The 16,373-nt window shown below is 68.5% G+C and carries 14 protein-coding genes; 1 reads left to right on the plus strand and 13 read right to left on the minus strand.

The features are described 5' to 3' along the window. Window positions 1–15 precede the first annotated feature (15 nt). On the plus strand, window positions 16–654 hold the full coding sequence (locus tag IEY89_RS36045; RefSeq protein WP_189151761.1) for a hypothetical protein: 639 nt from the start codon (window positions 16–18) through the stop codon (window positions 652–654). A gap of 64 nt (window positions 655–718) precedes the next feature. On the opposite strand, the gene nuoN is transcribed toward IEY89_RS36045, so the two are convergent. Genes nuoN through IEY89_RS36110 form a run of 13 tightly spaced genes read right to left on the minus strand, consistent with a single transcriptional unit; the run spans window position 719 to window position 16,365 of the window. Further along, complete coding sequence (nuoN, locus tag IEY89_RS36050) at window positions 719–2,368, minus strand: NADH-quinone oxidoreductase subunit NuoN (RefSeq protein WP_189151762.1); 1,650 nt, start codon at window positions 2,366–2,368, stop codon at window positions 719–721. Further along, the gene (locus IEY89_RS36055) at window positions 2,365–3,936 is read right to left on the minus strand and encodes an NADH-quinone oxidoreductase subunit M (RefSeq protein ID WP_189151763.1); all 1,572 of its coding nucleotides are present in this window, start codon (window positions 3,934–3,936) and stop codon (window positions 2,365–2,367) included. Before IEY89_RS36055 ends, nuoN begins: the two co-directional genes overlap by 4 nt. 5 nt (window positions 3,937–3,941) lie before the next feature. Further along, the gene (gene nuoL, locus IEY89_RS36060; RefSeq protein WP_189151764.1) at window positions 3,942–5,837 is read right to left on the minus strand and encodes an NADH-quinone oxidoreductase subunit L; all 1,896 of its coding nucleotides are present in this window, start codon (window positions 5,835–5,837) and stop codon (window positions 3,942–3,944) included. Between the two features lie 14 nt (window positions 5,838–5,851). Beyond that, a complete protein-coding gene (gene nuoK, locus IEY89_RS36065; RefSeq protein ID WP_006382214.1) occupies window positions 5,852–6,151 on the minus strand; it encodes an NADH-quinone oxidoreductase subunit NuoK in 300 nt (99 codons plus the stop codon). Then, complete coding sequence (locus tag IEY89_RS36070; protein ID WP_189151765.1) at window positions 6,148–7,002, minus strand: NADH-quinone oxidoreductase subunit J; 855 nt, start codon at window positions 7,000–7,002, stop codon at window positions 6,148–6,150. The genes nuoK and IEY89_RS36070 overlap by 4 nt, the downstream gene beginning before the upstream one ends. Next, window positions 6,999–7,610, minus strand: a complete 612-nt coding sequence (gene nuoI, locus IEY89_RS36075; protein WP_189151766.1) for an NADH-quinone oxidoreductase subunit NuoI — start codon at window positions 7,608–7,610, stop codon at window positions 6,999–7,001. Before nuoI ends, IEY89_RS36070 begins: the two co-directional genes overlap by 4 nt. After that, a complete protein-coding gene (nuoH, locus tag IEY89_RS36080; protein ID WP_189151767.1) occupies window positions 7,603–9,003 on the minus strand; it encodes an NADH-quinone oxidoreductase subunit NuoH in 1,401 nt (466 codons plus the stop codon). Before nuoH ends, nuoI begins: the two co-directional genes overlap by 8 nt. Further along, window positions 9,000–11,504 carry an NADH-quinone oxidoreductase subunit G gene (locus IEY89_RS36085; RefSeq protein WP_189151768.1) on the minus strand — a complete coding sequence of 835 codons (2,505 nt, stop codon included), beginning with the start codon at window positions 11,502–11,504 and terminating at the stop codon, window positions 9,000–9,002. The genes nuoH and IEY89_RS36085 overlap by 4 nt, the downstream gene beginning before the upstream one ends. Then, a complete protein-coding gene (nuoF, locus tag IEY89_RS36090; RefSeq protein WP_229695613.1) occupies window positions 11,501–12,883 on the minus strand; it encodes an NADH-quinone oxidoreductase subunit NuoF in 1,383 nt (460 codons plus the stop codon). The genes IEY89_RS36085 and nuoF overlap by 4 nt, the downstream gene beginning before the upstream one ends. After that, entirely contained in the window at window positions 12,883–13,701 is an 819-nt protein-coding gene (gene nuoE / locus IEY89_RS36095; protein WP_189151786.1) for an NADH-quinone oxidoreductase subunit NuoE, read from the minus strand. Before nuoE ends, nuoF begins: the two co-directional genes overlap by 1 nt. Before the next feature lie 29 nt (window positions 13,702–13,730). Next, window positions 13,731–15,053: an NADH-quinone oxidoreductase subunit D gene (locus IEY89_RS36100; protein WP_189151769.1), complete on the minus strand. Its 1,323-nt coding sequence runs from the start codon at window positions 15,051–15,053 to the stop codon at window positions 13,731–13,733. After that, entirely contained in the window at window positions 15,050–15,814 is a 765-nt protein-coding gene (locus IEY89_RS36105) for an NADH-quinone oxidoreductase subunit C (protein ID WP_189151770.1), read from the minus strand. The genes IEY89_RS36100 and IEY89_RS36105 overlap by 4 nt, the downstream gene beginning before the upstream one ends. After that, a complete protein-coding gene (locus IEY89_RS36110; RefSeq protein WP_006382209.1) occupies window positions 15,811–16,365 on the minus strand; it encodes a NuoB/complex I 20 kDa subunit family protein in 555 nt (184 codons plus the stop codon). Before IEY89_RS36110 ends, IEY89_RS36105 begins: the two co-directional genes overlap by 4 nt. Window positions 16,366–16,373 lie beyond the last annotated feature (8 nt).

Here is a 16,373-nt window from a genome sequence, read left to right on the forward strand (position 1 = left end):
TCTAGGAGTCCCCCCATGTCCCGCCGCCAGCTCAACGTCACCGTCGCCCTCGCCACGACCGCCGCATCCCTCTCCCTGGCCATCGCCCCCGCGCACTCCGCGCCGGGCGACCCCGTCGACCCCACGGTCTGGACCGAGCTGGCCAAGACGCTCGAAGGCACGGCGAAGTACCAGTACGCGCCGTTCGCCGTCACGGACGGCTACGGGCCCGCCTTCTGCTCGACCCACCCCACCCTCGGCGGAACGGGCTTCCACTACATCAACGAGAAGCTCTACGGTTCACTCGACCCGGCGAAGCCGGCCGCTCTGCTGTACGAGGACAGGGCCGACGAGGACTGGATGGACGAGGTGTCCGACGCGAGCTGGGTCGAAGGCCTCGACGCGATGGACGGGGACGTTCCCGTTGCCGGCACCCCGAGCGCCACCGAGTCGCGCAGGCTCGTCGCCGCGGAGTGGATCGTGGTGGACAAGGACCAGGATCTGGCGACCGACGACGACCGTCCCAGCATGTTCGGTGTCCCCTTCGACGGTCCGATGCTCGGCCACGAGCCCGGCATGCCGATCCACTACGCCCTGCACGCCTGGGTCTGGAAGCAGAACCCCAGCGGCACGTTCGCCCGCTGGAACCCCACGGTGACGTGTGCGACGCCGTGAACACGCGCCGGGCCCCGGTCCCACAAGGAGACCGGGGCCCGGCGCGATCCGTGAAACTCACCGCTCAGCGCACGAAGACGCCCGCCTGGTTCGCCAGGTCGAGGAAGTACTGCGGCGCCACACCCAGTACCACGGTGACCGCCACCCCCACCCCGATCGCCGTCATGGTCAGCGGCGACGGCACGGCGACGGTGGGTCCGTCGGGCCGGGGCTCGCTGAAGAACATCAGGACGATCACCCGGATGTAGAAGAACGCGGCGATCGCCGACGAGATCACACCGACCACGACCAGCGTCCCCGCGCCGCCCTCGGCCGCCGCCTTGAACACGGCGAACTTCCCGGCGAACCCGGAGGTCAGCGGAATTCCGGCGAAGGCCAGCAGGAACACCGCGAAGACGGCGGCCACCAGCGGCGAACGGCGCCCCAGCCCCGCCCACTTGGACAGGTGGGTCGCCTCGCCCCCGGCGTCCCGCACCAGGGTGACCACCGCGAACGCCCCGATCGTCACGAACGAGTACGCGCCCAGATAGAACAGAACCGACGAAACCCCGTCCGGTGTCATCGCGATGACACCCGCGAGGATGAACCCGGCGTGCGCGATGGACGAGTACGCCAGCAGCCGCTTGATGTCGGTCTGGGTGATCGCGACGACCGCGCCGCCCAGCATGGTGACAACGGCGATGCCCATCATGACCGGCCGCCAGTCCCAGCGCAGACCCGGCAGCACGACGTACAGCAGTCGCAGCAGCGCGCCGAACGCCGCCACCTTCGTCGCCGCCGCCATGAAGCCCGTCACCGGGGTGGGCGCGCCCTGGTACACGTCCGGTGTCCACATGTGGAACGGAACGGCGCCCACCTTGAAGAGCAGGCCCATGACGATCATCGCGGCACCGATGAGCAGCAGCACGTCGTTGCCCATGGTGTCGGCGAGTGCCGGGTTGACGTCCTTGACGGTGCCGTCGACGACCTGGGCGATCGTTCCGTACGACACCGAGCCCGCGTAGCCGTACAGCAGGGCGATGCCGAACAGGGTGAACGCGGAGGCGAAGGCTCCGAGCAGGAAGTACTTGACCGCGGCCTCCTGCGACATGAGCCGCTTGCGGCGGGCCAGGGCGCACAGCAGGTACAGCGGGAGCGAGAAGACTTCCAGGGCCACGAACAGGGTCAGCAGGTCGTTGGCCGAGGGGAAGATCAGCATGCCGCCGATCGCGAACAGCAGCAGCGGGAACACCTCGGTGGTGGTGAACCCGGCTTTCACCGCGGCCTGTTCGCTGTCGCTGCCCGGCACGGACGCCGCCTGCGCGGCGAACGAGTCGACGCGGTTGCCGTGGGCCTCGGGGTCGAGGCGCCGTTCGGCGAAGGTGAACAGTCCGACGAGTCCCGCGAGCAGGATCGTGCCCTGCAGGAACAGTGCGGGCCCGTCGACGGCGATCGCGCCCATGGCCGCGATGCCGGCCTTGGTGGTGCCGTACCCGCTCGTCGCGAGCCCCACGACCGCGGCGAACGCGGCGGTGAGAGCGACGACAGAAACGAACATTTGTACGTAGTAGCGGGATTTGCGGGGCACGAACGCCTCGACCAGGATCCCGACGATCGCCGCGCCGATGACGATCAGGGTGGGCGACAATTGCCCGTATTCGATCTTCGGCGCGTCGATCTTGGAGATCGGGTCGGCCGCCGTTGTCCACAGGCTGTGGACGGCTGATGCGCTCACTTGGCCGCCTCCACCTCGGGCTGGGGGTCCTTCTTCTGGACGTCGGACATGGTCTGCTTGACCGCCGGGTTGACGATGTCCGTCAAGGGCTTCGGGTAGACACCCAGGAAGATCAGCAGCACGATCAGCGGCGTCACCACCACGAGCTCACGCACCCTGAGGTCCGGCATCTCGGCGACCTCCGGCTTCACCGGGCCCGTCATCGTCCTCTGGTAGAGGACGAGAACGTAGAGCGCGGCGAGGACGATGCCGAAGGTGGCGATGATGCCGACCACCGGGTAGCGCGCGTACGTGCCCACCAGGACCAGGAACTCGCTCACGAAGGGCGCGAGGCCCGGGAGCGACAGGGTCGCGAGCCCACCGATCAGGAACGTGCCGGCGAGCACCGGGGCAACCTTTTGGACGCCTCCGTAGTCGGCGATGAGCCGCGAGCCGCGCCGCGAGATCAGGAAGCCGGCCACCAGCATCAGCGCGGCCGTCGAGATCCCGTGGTTGACCATGTACAGCGTCGCGCCCGACTGGCCCTGGCTGGTCATCGCGAAGATGCCCAGGATGATGAACCCGAAGTGCGAGATCGACGCGTACGCGACCAGCCGCTTGATGTCCCGCTGGCCGACCGCGAGCAGCGCCCCGTAGATGATGCTGATCAGCGCCAGTACGAGGATGACGGGCGTCGCCCACTTGGACGCCTCCGGGAACAGCTGGAGGCAGAAGCGGAGCATCGCGAAGGTGCCCACCTTGTCGACGACCGCCGTGATCAGCACGGCGACCGGCGTGGTGGCCTCCCCCATGGCGTTGGGCAGCCAGGTGTGCAGCGGCCACAGGGGCGCCTTCACCGCGAAGGCGAAGAAGAAGCCCAGGAACAGCCAGCGTTCGGTGTTCGTCGCCATGTCCAGCGAACCGTTGGCCCGCGCCTCGGCGATCTCCGTGAGCGAGAAGTTCCCCGCCACCACGTAGAGGCCGATCACGGCCGCCAGCATGATCAGACCGCCGACGAGGTTGTAGAGGAGGAACTTCACGGCGGCGTACGAGCGTTGAGTGGACGCCGTTTCCTCACCGTGCTCGTGGGCTCGGTCCCCGAAGCCGCCGATGAGGAAGTACATCGGGATGAGCATGGCTTCGAAGAAGATGTAGAAGAGGAAGACGTCGGTGGCCTCGAAGGAGATGATCACCATCGCCTCGACGGCCAGGATCAGCGCGAAGAAGCCCTGGGTGGGCCGCCACCGCGTGTTTCCGGTCTCCAGGGGGTCGGCGTCGTGCCAGCCGGCCAGGATCACGAACGGGATCAGCAGCGCGGTCAGTGCGATGAGCGCGACGGCGATGCCGTCCACGCCCAGTTCGTAGCGCACCCCGAAGTCCGCGATCCAGGCGCGGGATTCGGTGAGCTGGTAGCGGTCGCCTGCCGGGTCGAAGCGCACCAGGACGATCGCGGCGAGCACCAGTGTGGCGAGCGAGACGATCAGCGCCAGCCACTTGGCCATGGTGCGCCGCGCGGCCGGTACGGCCGCCGTGGCGATCGCCCCGAGGGCGGGAAGTGCCGCCGTCGCTGTCAGGAGGGGAAAGGACATCGGTATCAGACCGCCCTCATCAGCAGGGTCGCGGCGATGAGGATCGCCACACCGCCGAACATCGAGACCGCGTACGAGCGGGCATAGCCGTTCTGCAGCTTGCGGAGGCGCCCGGAGAGGCCGCCCATGGAGGCCGCCGTACCGTTGACGACCCCGTCCACCAGGGTGTGGTCGACGTACACCAGCGAGCGGGTGAGGTGCTCGCCGCCGCGTACGAGGACGACGTGGTTGAAGTCGTCCTGGAGGAGGTCGCGCCGGGCGGCCCGGGTGAGCAGCGACCCGCGCGGAGCGACCACCGGCATCGGACGGCGCCCGTACTGGACGTACGCGGTGCCGGCGCCGATGACGAGCACGACCATCGTGGCCAGCGTGACCGTGAGGGCGCTGACCGGCGGGTGTCCGTGCGCGTGTTCGGTGACGGGCTCCAGCCAGTGCAGGAAGCGGTCGCCGATGGCGAAGATCCCGCCCGCGAAGACCGACCCGAAGGCGAGCACGATCATGGGGATCGTCATGGACCTCGGGGACTCGTGCGGATGCGGCTCGTTGCCGTTCTCGTCGGGCTGCCAGCGCTTCTCGCCGAAGAACGTCATCAGCATCACGCGCGTCATGTAGTACGCGGTGATGGCCGCGCCGAGCAGAGCGACGCCCCCGAGGATCCAGCCCTCGGTGCCGCCCTTGGCGAACGCCGCCTCGATGATCTTGTCCTTGGAGAAGAAGCCGGACAGACCCGGGAACCCGATGATGGCGAGGTAGCCGAGGCCGAAGGTCACGAAGGTGACGGGCATGTACGTGCGAAGGCCGCCGTACTTGCGCATGTCGACCTCGTCGTTCATGCCGTGCATGACCGAGCCGGCGCCGAGGAACAGTCCGGCCTTGAAGAAGCCGTGGGTCACCAGGTGCATGATCGCGAAGACGTATCCGATGGGGCCGAGGCCGGCCGCGAGGATCATGTAGCCGATCTGCGACATGGTCGAGCCGGCCAGCGCCTTCTTGATGTCGTCCTTCGCGCAACCGACGATCGCACCGAAGAGGAGCGTCACGGCGCCGACGACGGTGACCACCAACTGGGCGTCGGGCGCCGCGTTGAAGATCTCCCCGGAGCGGACGATCAGGTACACGCCGGCGGTCACCATCGTCGCCGCGTGGATGAGGGCCGAGACCGGGGTCGGGCCCTCCATCGCGTCCCCGAGCCAGGACTGCAGCGGCACCTGGGCGGACTTGCCGCAGGCCGCGAGCAGCAGCATCAGGGCGATGGCGGTGAGCTTGCCCTCACTCGTCTCGCCGGTGGCTTCGAGGACCGGCCCGAAGGCGAAGGTCCCGAAGGTGGTGAACATCAGCATGATGGCGATCGACAGGCCCATGTCGCCGACGCGGTTGACCAGGAAGGCCTTCTTCGCGGCGGTCGCGGCACTGGGCTTGTGCTGCCAGAAGCCGATCAGCAGGTACGAGGCGAGGCCCACGCCCTCCCAGCCGACGTACAGCAGAAGGTAGTTGTCGGCGAGGACGAGCATCAGCATCGCCGCGAGGAACAGGTTCAGATAGCCGAAGAAACGGCGGCGCCGCTCGTCGTGCTCCATGTACCCGATCGAGTACACGTGGATCAGCGAGCCGACACCGGAGATCAGCAGGACGAACGTCATCGACAGCTGGTCGAGCTGGAAGGCGACGTCGGCCTGGAAGCCCTCGACGGGGATCCAGCTGAACAGGTGCTGCATCAGGGCGCGGTGCTCGGCGTCCTTGCCCAGCATGTCGACGAAGAGGACCACGCCGATCACGAAGGAGCAGGCGGCCAGCGCCGTGCCGATCCAGTGGCCGACGGCGTCCAGCCGCCGGCCGCCGCACAGCAGTACGACCGCTCCGAGCAGAGGCGCCGCCACCAGCAGCGCAATCAGATTCTCCACGATTCAGCGACCCCTTACAGCTTCATCAGGCTGGCGTCGTCGACCGAGGCCGAGTGGCGGGAACGGAACAGGGACACGATGATCGCGAGCCCGACGACGACCTCCGCGGCGGCGACGACCATCGTGAAGAAGGCGATGACCTGGCCGTCGAGATTGCCGTGCATCCGGGAGAAGGTGACGAACGCGAGGTTGCAGGCGTTGAGCATCAGCTCGACGCACATGAAGACGACGATCGCGTTGCGCCTGATCAGGACGCCGGTGGCGCCGATCGTGAACAACAGGGCGGCGAGATAGAGGTAGTTGACCGGGTTCACTTCGACGCCTCCCCACGGTTCGAGCCCTTGCCCGGGCCGCTGTTGGTGCGCTCCAGGCGGTCCTCAGCGCGCTGCTCCAGAGCCTTGAGGTCGCTGATGGCCTCGGCGGACACATCACGGATCTGGCCGCGCTGACGCAGTGTCTGCATGACCGACAGCTCGGCCGGGGTGCCGTCGGGCAGCAGACCAGCGACGTCCACCGCGTTGTGCCGGGCGTACACACCCGGGGCGGGCAGCGGCGGCAGGTGCTTGCCCCGCACACGCTCTTCGGACATCTCGCGCTGGGTCTTGGCACGCTCGGTGCGCTCGCGGTGCGTGAGCACCATGGCGCCGACGGCGGCCGTGATCAGCAGGGCGCCGGTGATCTCGAAGGCGAACACGTACTTCGTGAAGATGAGGGCGGCCAGGCCCTCCACGTTGCCGTTCGCGTTGGCCTGGCCGAGGCCGGTGAACTCCTTCAGGGAGGCGTTCCCGACGCCCGCGGCCAGGAGGATGCCGAAGCCGAGCCCGCACAGCAGGGCCAGCCAGCGCTGGCCCTTGATGGTCTCCTTGAGGGAGTCCGCGGCGGTGACACCGACGAGCATGACCACGAAGAGGAACAGCATCATGATCGCGCCGGTGTAGACGACGATCTGGACGACGCCCAGGAAGTAGGCCCCGTTGGCCAGGTAGAACACCGCAAGGATGATCATGGTTCCGGCGAGACAGAGCGCGCTGTGCACGGCCCGCCTCATGAAGACGGTGCACAGGGCCCCGGCCACGGCGACCGTACCGAGCACCCAGAACTGGAACGCCTCACCCGTGGAGGTGCCAGCAGAAAGAGTGGCTGCGGCGGCGAGCTGCGCGCTCATGCTCCCACCCCCTCTTCTTCCGGCTTCTCGCCCTTGGAGACGGCTACCTGACGCACCGTGCCGGGCGCGGCCTCGGTGACCAGCCCCCGGTAGTAGTCCTGTTCGTCGGTGCCCGGGAAGATCGAGTGGGGCGAGTCGACCATGCCCTCGTCGAGTCCGGCGAGGAGCTGTTCCTTGGTGTAGATGAGGTTGGCGCGGCTGCTGTCGGCCAGCTCGAACTCGTTCGTCATCGTCAACGCGCGCGTGGGGCACGCCTCGATGCACAGCCCGCACAGGATGCAGCGGGCGTAGTTGATCTGGTAGACCGCGCCGTACCGCTCACCCGGCGAGTAGCGCTCCTCGTCGGTGTTGTCGGCGCCCTCCACATAGATGGCGTCCGCGGGGCAGGCCCAGGCGCACAGTTCGCAGCCGACGCACTTCTCCAGGCCGTCCGGATGGCGGTTGAGCTGGTGCCGTCCGTGGAACCGGGGAGCGGTGGTCTTCTGCTGCTCCGGGTACTGCTCGGTCAGCCGCTTCTTGAACATGGCCTTGAAGGTCACGCCGAAGCCGGCCACGGGGTTCTGGAAGCCGGGCTTCGTCTGCCCGGTCTCCTTTGGCTCCTCAGCCATCGGACGCCTCCTTTCCATCCAGAGATCCGTCACTGCCAGTATCCGGTCCACCACTGACAATCAACTCGCGCTCTCCCCCACGCTCGAATTCGCTCGCGCGGGGGGACCCCCATCGCGGGCGCCTGCGTGGCACCGCCGGCGCCTCCTGTCCCGGCAGTGGCGGTACGGGGAATCCGCCCGCCATCGGGTCGAAGGCGACGGGCTCGGTGGTGGCCGTCTGCTCCGCCTTGCCCCGCTCGCGGAAGATGTCGACCAGGAAGGAGAGCAGCAACAGGGCGAGGACACCGCCGCCGACGTAGAGGGCGATGTCGGCGAAGTCGTAGTTCTCGTTGCGCAGGGTCCGTACGGTCGCGACGAGCATCAGCCAGGCCAGCGAGACCGGGATGAGGACCTTCCAGCCGAGCTTCATCAGCTGGTCGTAGCGCACGCGCGGCAGGGTGCCGCGCAGCCAGATGAAGAAGAACAGCAGCAGCTGCACCTTCACCACGAACCAGAGCATCGGCCACCAGCCGTGGTTGGCGCCCTCCCAGAAGGTGCTGATGGGGTAGGGGGCCCGCCAGCCGCCCAGGAAGAGCGTCACCGACACGGCCGAGACGGTCACCATGTTGACGTACTCGGCGAGCATGAACAGCGCGAACTTGATGGACGAGTACTCGGTGTTGAAGCCGCCGACCAGGTCGCCCTCGGACTCCGGCATGTCGAAGGGGGCGCGGTTGGTCTCGCCGATCATCGTCACGACGTAGATGAGGAAGGAGACCGGCAGCAGGACGATGTACCAGCGGTCGTGCTGCTGTTCGACGATGGTCGAGGTCGACATCGAACCGGAGTAGAGGAACACCGAGGCGAAGGCGGCACCCATGGCGATCTCGTACGAGATCATCTGCGCGCAGGACCGCAGACCGCCCAGCAGGGGGTAGGTGGATCCGGAACTCCAGCCCGCGAGCACGATGCCGTAGATGCCGACCGAGGCGACCGCGAGGATGTAGAGCATCGCGATCGGCAGGTCGGTGAGCTGCATCGTCGTACGGGTGCCGAAGATCGAGACCTCGTTGCCGGCCGGTCCGAACGGGATGACGGCGATCGCCATGAAGGCCGGAATGGCCGCGATGACCGGCGCGAGGACGTAGACCACCTTGTCCGCGCGCTTGACGATCAGGTCTTCCTTGAGCATCAGTTTCACGCCGTCGGCGAGCGACTGGAGCATGCCCCAGGGGCCGTGCCGGTTGGGGCCGATGCGCAGCTGCATCCAGGCGACGACCTTGCGCTCCCACACGATGGAGAACAGCACGGTGATCATCAGGAAGGCGAAACAGAAGACCGCCTTGACGACGACCAGCCACCAGGGGTCGGTGCCGAACAGGGACAGGTCTTCAGCGGCGAGGTACGGGCTCATGCCTCCACCTCCTTGGGGGCGTCGGAGGCGAGGGTCGCCGGGCCGATGCGGACGAGTGCGCCGGGCAGCGCCCCGGTGTCGGAGGCGACGCCGCCTCCGGTGGAGTTCAGCGGCAGCCAGACCACGCGGTCGGGCATCTCGGTGACCATGAGGGGCAGTTCGACCGTCCCGGTGGCACCGGTCACGGCGAGCAGATCGCCTTCCTTGACCCCGGCTTCGGCGGCCGTGGCGGCCGACACGCGCGCGTGTGCGGCGTGCCGCGTCCCGGCGAGCGCGTCGTCGCCCTCCTGGAGACGCCCCAGGTCGAGCAGCAGCCGGTGCCCGGCGAGCACCGCTTCCCCGGCGGCCGGACGCGGCAACTGGGCGCCGATCTCCAGCGGGTTGCTGGCCCGCGTCCCGTCCCAGGACCCGAGTCGGTCCAGCTCCTGCCGCGCGGTACGCAGATCCGGCAGCCCCAGGTGTACGTCCATGGCGTCGGCCAGCATCTGGAGCACGCGGGCGTCGGACGGGGCCAGGCGCCGGGTCATCTGGTCGGGCTTGAGCGCGGCCTCGAAGGGGCGGCCCCTGCCTTCCCAGTTGAGGAAGGTGCCCGCCTTCTCGGCGACCGCGGCGACCGGCAGTACGACGTCGGCGTGCTCGGTGACCTCGCTGGGCCGCAGTTCCAGCGACACCAGGAAGCCCACTTCGCGGAGGGCCGCACGCGCGCGTGCCGGATCGGGCAGGTCGGCGACCTCTACGCCGGCGACCACCAGTGCCTGCAACTCGCCCCCGGCGGCGGCCTCGACGATCTGGCCGGTGTCGCGGCCGAAGCGGTGCGGAAGCTCAGCTACACCCCAGGCGGCAGCGACCTCGTCCCGCGCGCGCGGGTCGGTCGCCGGACGGCCACCCGGCAGCAGTGACGGCAGCGCGCCGGCCTCGACGGCACCGCGCTCCCCCGCCCTGCGCGGGATCCACACCAGCTGGGCGCCGGTCGTGGACGCGGCCCGAACGGCGGCGGTGAGGCCGCCTGCAACAGCGGCCAGGCGCTCTCCCACGACGATCACCGCACCCTCGGTGCGCAGCGCCTCGGCGGCTGTCACCCCGCTCTCCTCCAGCCCGAACCCGCTGCCGAGCGCGTCCAGCCACTCGGTCTCGGTGCCGGGGGCGGCGGGCAGCAGCGTGCCCCCGGCCTTCTCCAGACCGCGCGTCATGTGCGTGGCGAGCGAGAAGACCTTCTGTCCGTGTCCCCGCCAGGCCTTGCGCAGCCGCAGGAAGACGCCGGGCGCCTCCTCCTCGGACTCGAACCCGACCAGCAGGACCGCGGGCGCCTGCTCCAGGGATGTGTACGTGACACCCGTACCGTCGAGGTCGCGTCCGCGTCCGCCGACCCGGGCGGCCAGGAAGTCGGCCTCCTCGGCGCTGTGCACGCGCGCGCGGAAGTCGATGTCGTTGGTGTCGAGGGCCACGCGCGCGAACTTGCTGTACGCGTAGGCGTCCTCGACGGTGAGCCGGCCGCCGGTGAGAACGCCCGTACGGCTGCGGGCCGCGAGGAGTCCCTGTGCCGCCGCCTCCAGCGCCTCGGGCCAGGAGGCGGTCTCCAGGACGCCGTCGGCGTTGCGCACCAGGGGCGTCCGGAGCCGGTCGGGCTTCTGCGCGTACCGGAAGCCGAAGCGTCCCTTGTCGCAGATCCACTCCTCGTTGACCTCGGCGTCGGGGGCGGCCAGGCGCCGCATGACCTTGCCGCGCCGGTGGTCGGTGCGGGTGGCGCAGCCGCCGGAGCAGTGCTCGCACACCGAGGGCGAGGAGACGAGGTCGAAGGGGCGGGAGCGGAAGCGATACGCCGCCGAGGTCAGCGCGCCGACCGGGCAGATCTGGATCGTGTTCCCGGAGAAGTACGACTCGAAGGGGTCGCCCTCGCCGGTGCCGACCTGCTGGAGCGCGCCGCGCTCGATCAGCTCGATCATCGGGTCGCCCGCGATCTGGTTGGAGAAGCGGGTGCAGCGGGCGCACAGCACGCACCGCTCGCGGTCGAGCAGCACCTGCGTGGAGATCGGCACAGGCTTCTCGTAGGTCCGCTTCCTGCCCTCGAAGCGGGACTCGGCCTGGCCGTGCGACATGGCCTGGTTCTGCAGGGGGCACTCGCCGCCCTTGTCGCAGACCGGGCAGTCGAGCGGGTGGTTGATGAGGAGCAGCTCCATCACACCGTGCTGGGCCTTCTCGGCCACGGGCGAGGTGAGGTGAGTCTTGACGACCATCCCGTCCGTACAGGTGATCGTGCAGGACGCCATGGGCTTGCGCTGGCCCTCGACCTCGACGATGCACTGGCGGCAGGCGCCGGCCGGGTCGAGGAGGGGGTGGTCGCAGAAGCGCGGGATCTCGATGCCGAGCTGTTCGGCGGCTCGGATCACCAGGGTGCCCTTGGGCACGCTGATGTCGATGCCGTCGATCTTCAGCGAGACGAGATCTTCCGGCGGGACCGCCGCGTCGCCTCCTCCGGAGGCAGCGCTCGTGGTCACCGTCATGCGTTCACCTCCGTGCGGTCGGCCCAGGCCGTGGACTTGGCCGGGTCGAAGGGGCAGCCCCGGCCCGTGATGTGGTCCTCGTACTCCTCGCGGAAGTACTTGAGGGAGGAGAAGATCGGCGAGGCGGCGCCGTCACCGAGGGCGCAGAACGACTTGCCGTTGATGTTGTCGGCGATGTCGTTCAGCTTGTCGAGGTCGGACATGACGCCCTTGCCGGCCTCGATGTCGCGCAGCAACTGCACGAGCCAGTACGTCCCTTCGCGGCAGGGCGTGCACTTGCCGCAGGACTCGTGGGCGTAGAACTCGGTCCAGCGGGTGACCGCCCGCACGACGCAGGTCGTCTCGTCGAAGCACTGGAGTGCTTTTGTGCCGAGCATGGAACCCGCGGCGCCCACTCCTTCGTAGTCAAGAGGGACGTCGAGGTGCTCGTCGGTGAACATCGGTGTCGAGGAGCCGCCCGGTGTCCAGAACTTCAGCCGGTGGCCGGAGCGCATCCCGCCGCTCATGTCGAGGAGTTGGCGGAGCGTGATGCCGAGCGGGGCCTCGTACTGGCCCGGATTGGTGACATGGCCGCTGAGTGAGTAGAGCGTGAAGCCCGGGGACTTCTCACTTCCCATCGACCGGAACCATTCTTTGCCCTTGTGCAGAATCGCGGGAACCGACGCGATCGACTCGACGTTATTTACAACAGTTGGGCAGGCATAGAGCCCTGCGACGGCAGGAAAGGGGGGACGGAGCCGCGGTTGACCCCGGCGGCCTTCGAGCGAGTCGAGCAGTGCGGTCTCTTCACCACAGATGTACGCGCCCGCGCCCGCGTGCACGGTGAGTTCGAGGTCGAGTCCGCTGCCGAGCGCGTCCTTGCCGAGGTAGCCCGCCGCGTAGGCCTCACGTACGGCCTCGTGCAACCGCCGCAGCACTGGCACGACTTCACCGCGCAGATAGATGAACGCATGCGAAGACCTGATGGCATAACACGCGATCACAATGCCCTCGATGAGGCTGTGCGGGTTCGCGAAGAGGAGCGGGATGTCCTTACAGGTTCCCGGCTCCGATTCGTCGGCGTTGACAACTAGATAGTGTGGTTTTCCATCGCCCTGAGGAATGAACTGCCATTTCATTCCTGTAGGGAATCCCGCACCGCCGCGGCCACGCAGACCGGACTCCTTGACGTATGCGATGAGGTCGTCCGGGGTCATGGCGAGGGCCTTGCGGAGTCCCTCGTACCCTTCGTGCCTCCGGTAGACGTCCAGGCTCCAGGACCGGTCCTCGTCCCAGAAGGCCGACAGCACGGGTGCGAGCAGCTTCTCGGGGCTGGTTTCTCCCCCACGCTCGAATTCGCTCGCGCGGGCGGTGCCCCCGTTCTCGGGTGCCAATGTCATCACTCCCCCTCCTCGGTGACGGGCCCCGCCGGGTGGGAGGGGTCGGAAGCCGCCGTGTCCTGCGGCGCGTCGTGCGAACTGAGGTGCTCGGCGGACGACGGGTCGTGCGGCGGCGTGCTCTTGGAGGCGCCACCCCTGGGGTGCACCACGCGCGCGGGGCTCTCGCCCTTGGCCAGCCTGAGCCCGATGAGCGAGGCAGGGCCCGCGCTGCCGCTCGCCTCGACGGCCCCGTCCCGGGTGTCGGGGAAGCCCGCCAGGATGCGGGCGGTGTCCTTGAACGTGCACAAGGGGGCACCGCGCGTGGGTTCGACCTGCACGCCCGCGCGGAGGTCGTCGACGAGGCGCTTGGCACTGGCCGGGGTCTGGTTGTCGAAGAACTCCCAGTTGACCATCACGACGGGTGCGAAGTCGCAGGCCGCGTTGCACTCGATGTGCTCCAGGGTGACCTTGCCGTCCTCGGTGGTGCCGCCGTTGGCGACGCCGAGGTGCTCCTGGAGGGTCTCGAAGATGGCGTCGCCGCCCAGCACCGCGCACAGGGTGTTCGTGCAGACGCCCACCTGGTAGTCGCCGGAGGGGCCCCGGCGGTACATGGAGTAGAAGGTGGCGACCGCGGTGACCTCGGCCGTGGTCAGGCCCAGCATGTCCGCGCAGAACCGCATCCCGGTGCGCGTGACATGGCCCTCCTCCGACTGCACGAGATGCAGCAACGGCAGGAGGGCGGACCGGGAGTCCGGGTAGCGGGCGATGACCTCGCGGGAGTCCGCTTCGAGCCGGGCTCGGACGTCGTCCGGGTAAGCGGGCGCGGGCAGTTGGGGCATTCCCAGGCTGACGCCCTCAGGGGTGGTGGTCACCGGTCGACGCCTCCCATCACGGGGTCGATGGACGCGACGGCGACGATGACGTCGGCGACCTGGCCGCCCTCGCACATCGCCGCCATGGCCTGCAGGTTGGTGAAGGACGGGTCCCGGAAGTGGACCCGGTAGGGCCGGGTGCCTCCGTCGGAGACGGCGTGCACCCCGAGTTCGCCCTTGGGTGACTCGACGGCCGCGTACGCCTGTCCCGGCGGGACGCGGAAACCCTCGGTCACCAGCTTGAAGTGGTGGATCAGGGCCTCCATGGAGGTGCCCATGATCTTCTTGATGTGGTCCAGGGAGTTCCCCAGGCCGTCCGGTCCCAGGGCGAGCTGGGCGGGCCAGGCGATCTTCTTGTCGGTGACCATGACCGGGCCGGGCTGGAGCCGGTCCAGGCACTGTTCGACGATCCGGAGCGACTGGCGCATCTCCTCCAGACGGATCAGGAAGCGGCCGTAGGAGTCGCAGGAGTCGGCGGTGGGGACGTCGAAGTCGAACGCCTCGTAGCCGCAGTACGGCTGGGACTTGCGCAGGTCGTGGGGGAGGCCGGTGGAGCGCAGGACCGGGCCGGTGGCGCCGAGGGCCATGCAGCCGGCCAGGTCGAGGTAACCGACGTCCTGCATACGGGCCTTGAAGATGGGGTTCCCGGTGGCGAGCTTGTCGTACTCGGGAAGGTTCTTCTTCATCTTCTTCACGAACTCGCGGATGTGGTCCACCGCGCCGGGCGGCAGGTCCTGGGCGAGTCCGCCGGGGCGGATGTACGCGTGGTTCATCCGCAGGCCCGTGATGAGCTCGTAGATGTCGAGAATCATTTCACGATCACGGAATCCGTAGATCATGATCGTGGTGGCGCCGAGTTCCATACCGCCGGTGGCGATGCACACGAGGTGCGAGGACAGCCGGTTGAGCTCCATGAGGAGCACGCGGATGAGGGTGGCGCGGTCGGGGATCTGGTCCTCGATGCCGAGGAGCTTCTCGACGGCGAGACAGTAGGCGGTCTCGTTGAAGAAGGACGTCAGATAGTCCATGCGCGTGACGAAGGTCGTGCCCTGCGTCCACGTGCGGAACTCGAGGTTCTTCTCGATGCCGGTGTGCAGATAGCCGATGCCGCAGCGGGCCTCGGTGACCGTCTCGCCGTCGATCTCCAGGATGAGGCGGAGCACACCGTGGGTGGACGGGTGCTGCGGACCCATGTTGACGACGATGCGCTCGTCGTCGGCACGGGCCGCGGACTGGACGACCTCGTCCCAGTCGCCACCGGTGACCGTGTAGACGGTGCCCTCGGTGGTCTCGCGCGGAGTTGCGTGCTGCGTGCTCATGAGTACGACCTCCGCTGGTCCGGAGCCGGGATCTGGGCGCCCTTGTACTCGACGGGGATGCCGCCGAGGGGATAGTCCTTGCGCTGCGGGTGGCCCGGCCAGTCGTCCGGCATCATGATCCGCGTCAGGGCCGGGTGACCGTCGAAGACGATCCCGAAGAAGTCGTACGTCTCGCGTTCGTGCCAGTCGTTCGTCGGATAGACGGAGACCAGGGACGGGACGTGCGGGTCGCTGTCCGGGGCGCTGACTTCGAGGCGGATCAGCCTGTTGTGGGTGATCGAGCGCAGGTGGTAGACGGCGTGCAGCTCGCGTCCCTTGTCCTGCGGGTAGTGGACTCCGCTCACTCCCGTGCAGAGTTCGAAGCGCAGGGCGGGGTCGTCGCGCAGGGTCTGGGCGACGCCGAGCAGGTACATGCGTTCGACGTGGAACGTCAGCTCGTCGCGGTCGACGACCGTCTTCTCGATGACGTTCTCCGGGACCAGCCCCTGTTCCTCCAGGGCGCCCTCGAGTTCGTCGGCGACCTCGTCGAACCAGCCGCCGTACGGCCGCGCCGAGGCTCCCGGGAGCCGGACGGAGCGGACCAGGCCGCCGTAACCGGAGGTGTCGCCACCGTTGTCGGCGCCGAACATTCCGCGCTGGACGCGGATCTCCTCGCCGCCGTCGCCGCGCTGGCCGGGGAGGTTGGAGGCGGCGAGGTCCTTCTCGGGGTTGACCCCCTCGGCAGGCCGCCTGTCCGCTCCGGTGCCGTTCGCGTCGCTCATCGCAGCAGCCCCTTCATCTCGATCGTGGGCAGTGCCTTGAGCGCGGCCTCCTCCGCCTCGCGGGCGGCTTCCTCGGCGTTCACGCCGAGCTTGGAGCTCTGGATCTTCTGGTGGAGCTTGAGAATCGCGTCGATCAGCATCTCGGGCCGTGGCGGGCAACCGGGCAGATAGATGTCGACCGGGACGATGTGGTCGACGCCCTGCACGATGGCGTAGTTGTTGAACATGCCGCCCGACGAGGCGCAGACCCCCATGGAGATCACCCACTTGGGGTTGGGCATCTGGTCGTAGACCTGCCGCAGCACCGGCGCCATCTTCTGGCTGACCCGGCCGGCCACGATCATCAGGTCCGCCTGCCGGGGTGAGCCGCGGAAGACCTCCATGCCGAAGCGCGCGAGGTCGTAGCGTCCTGCGCCGGTGGTCATCATCTCGATGGCGCAGCAGGCGAGTCCGAACGTGGCGGGGAAGACGGACGCCTTGCGCACCCAGCCCGCGGCCTGCTCGACGGTGGTCAGCAGGAATCCGCTCGGCAGTTTTTCTTCGAGTCCCATGTCTTAGA

This window comes from Streptomyces lacrimifluminis, from assembly GCF_014646095.1.
GTDB classification, from domain to species: domain Bacteria; phylum Actinomycetota; class Actinomycetes; order Streptomycetales; family Streptomycetaceae; genus Streptomyces; species Streptomyces lacrimifluminis.

What these genes read in the sequence shown, in the direction of transcription:
- nuoF (WP_229695613.1), bottom strand. Translation starts at nt 12,883, where the DNA reads ATGACATTGGCACCCGAGAACGGGGGCACCGCCCGCGCGAGCGAATTC.
- nuoH (WP_189151767.1), bottom strand. Translation starts at nt 9,003, where the DNA reads ATGAGCCCGTACCTCGCCGCTGAAGACCTGTCCCTGTTCGGCACCGAC.
- IEY89_RS36100 (WP_189151769.1), bottom strand. Translation starts at nt 15,053, where the DNA reads ATGAGCACGCAGCACGCAACTCCGCGCGAGACCACCGAGGGCACCGTC.
- IEY89_RS36055 (WP_189151763.1), bottom strand. Translation starts at nt 3,936, where the DNA reads ATGTCCTTTCCCCTCCTGACAGCGACGGCGGCACTTCCCGCCCTCGGG.
- IEY89_RS36070 (WP_189151765.1), bottom strand. Translation starts at nt 7,002, where the DNA reads ATGAGCGCGCAGCTCGCCGCCGCAGCCACTCTTTCTGCTGGCACCTCC.
- nuoI (WP_189151766.1), bottom strand. Translation starts at nt 7,610, where the DNA reads ATGGCTGAGGAGCCAAAGGAGACCGGGCAGACGAAGCCCGGCTTCCAG.
- IEY89_RS36085 (WP_189151768.1), bottom strand. Translation starts at nt 11,504, where the DNA reads ATGACGGTGACCACGAGCGCTGCCTCCGGAGGAGGCGACGCGGCGGTC.
- IEY89_RS36045 (WP_189151761.1), top strand. Translation starts at nt 16, where the DNA reads ATGTCCCGCCGCCAGCTCAACGTCACCGTCGCCCTCGCCACGACCGCC.
- IEY89_RS36105 (WP_189151770.1), bottom strand. Translation starts at nt 15,814, where the DNA reads ATGAGCGACGCGAACGGCACCGGAGCGGACAGGCGGCCTGCCGAGGGG.
- nuoE (WP_189151786.1), bottom strand. Translation starts at nt 13,701, where the DNA reads ATGCCCCAACTGCCCGCGCCCGCTTACCCGGACGACGTCCGAGCCCGG.
- IEY89_RS36110 (WP_006382209.1), bottom strand. Translation starts at nt 16,365, where the DNA reads ATGGGACTCGAAGAAAAACTGCCGAGCGGATTCCTGCTGACCACCGTC.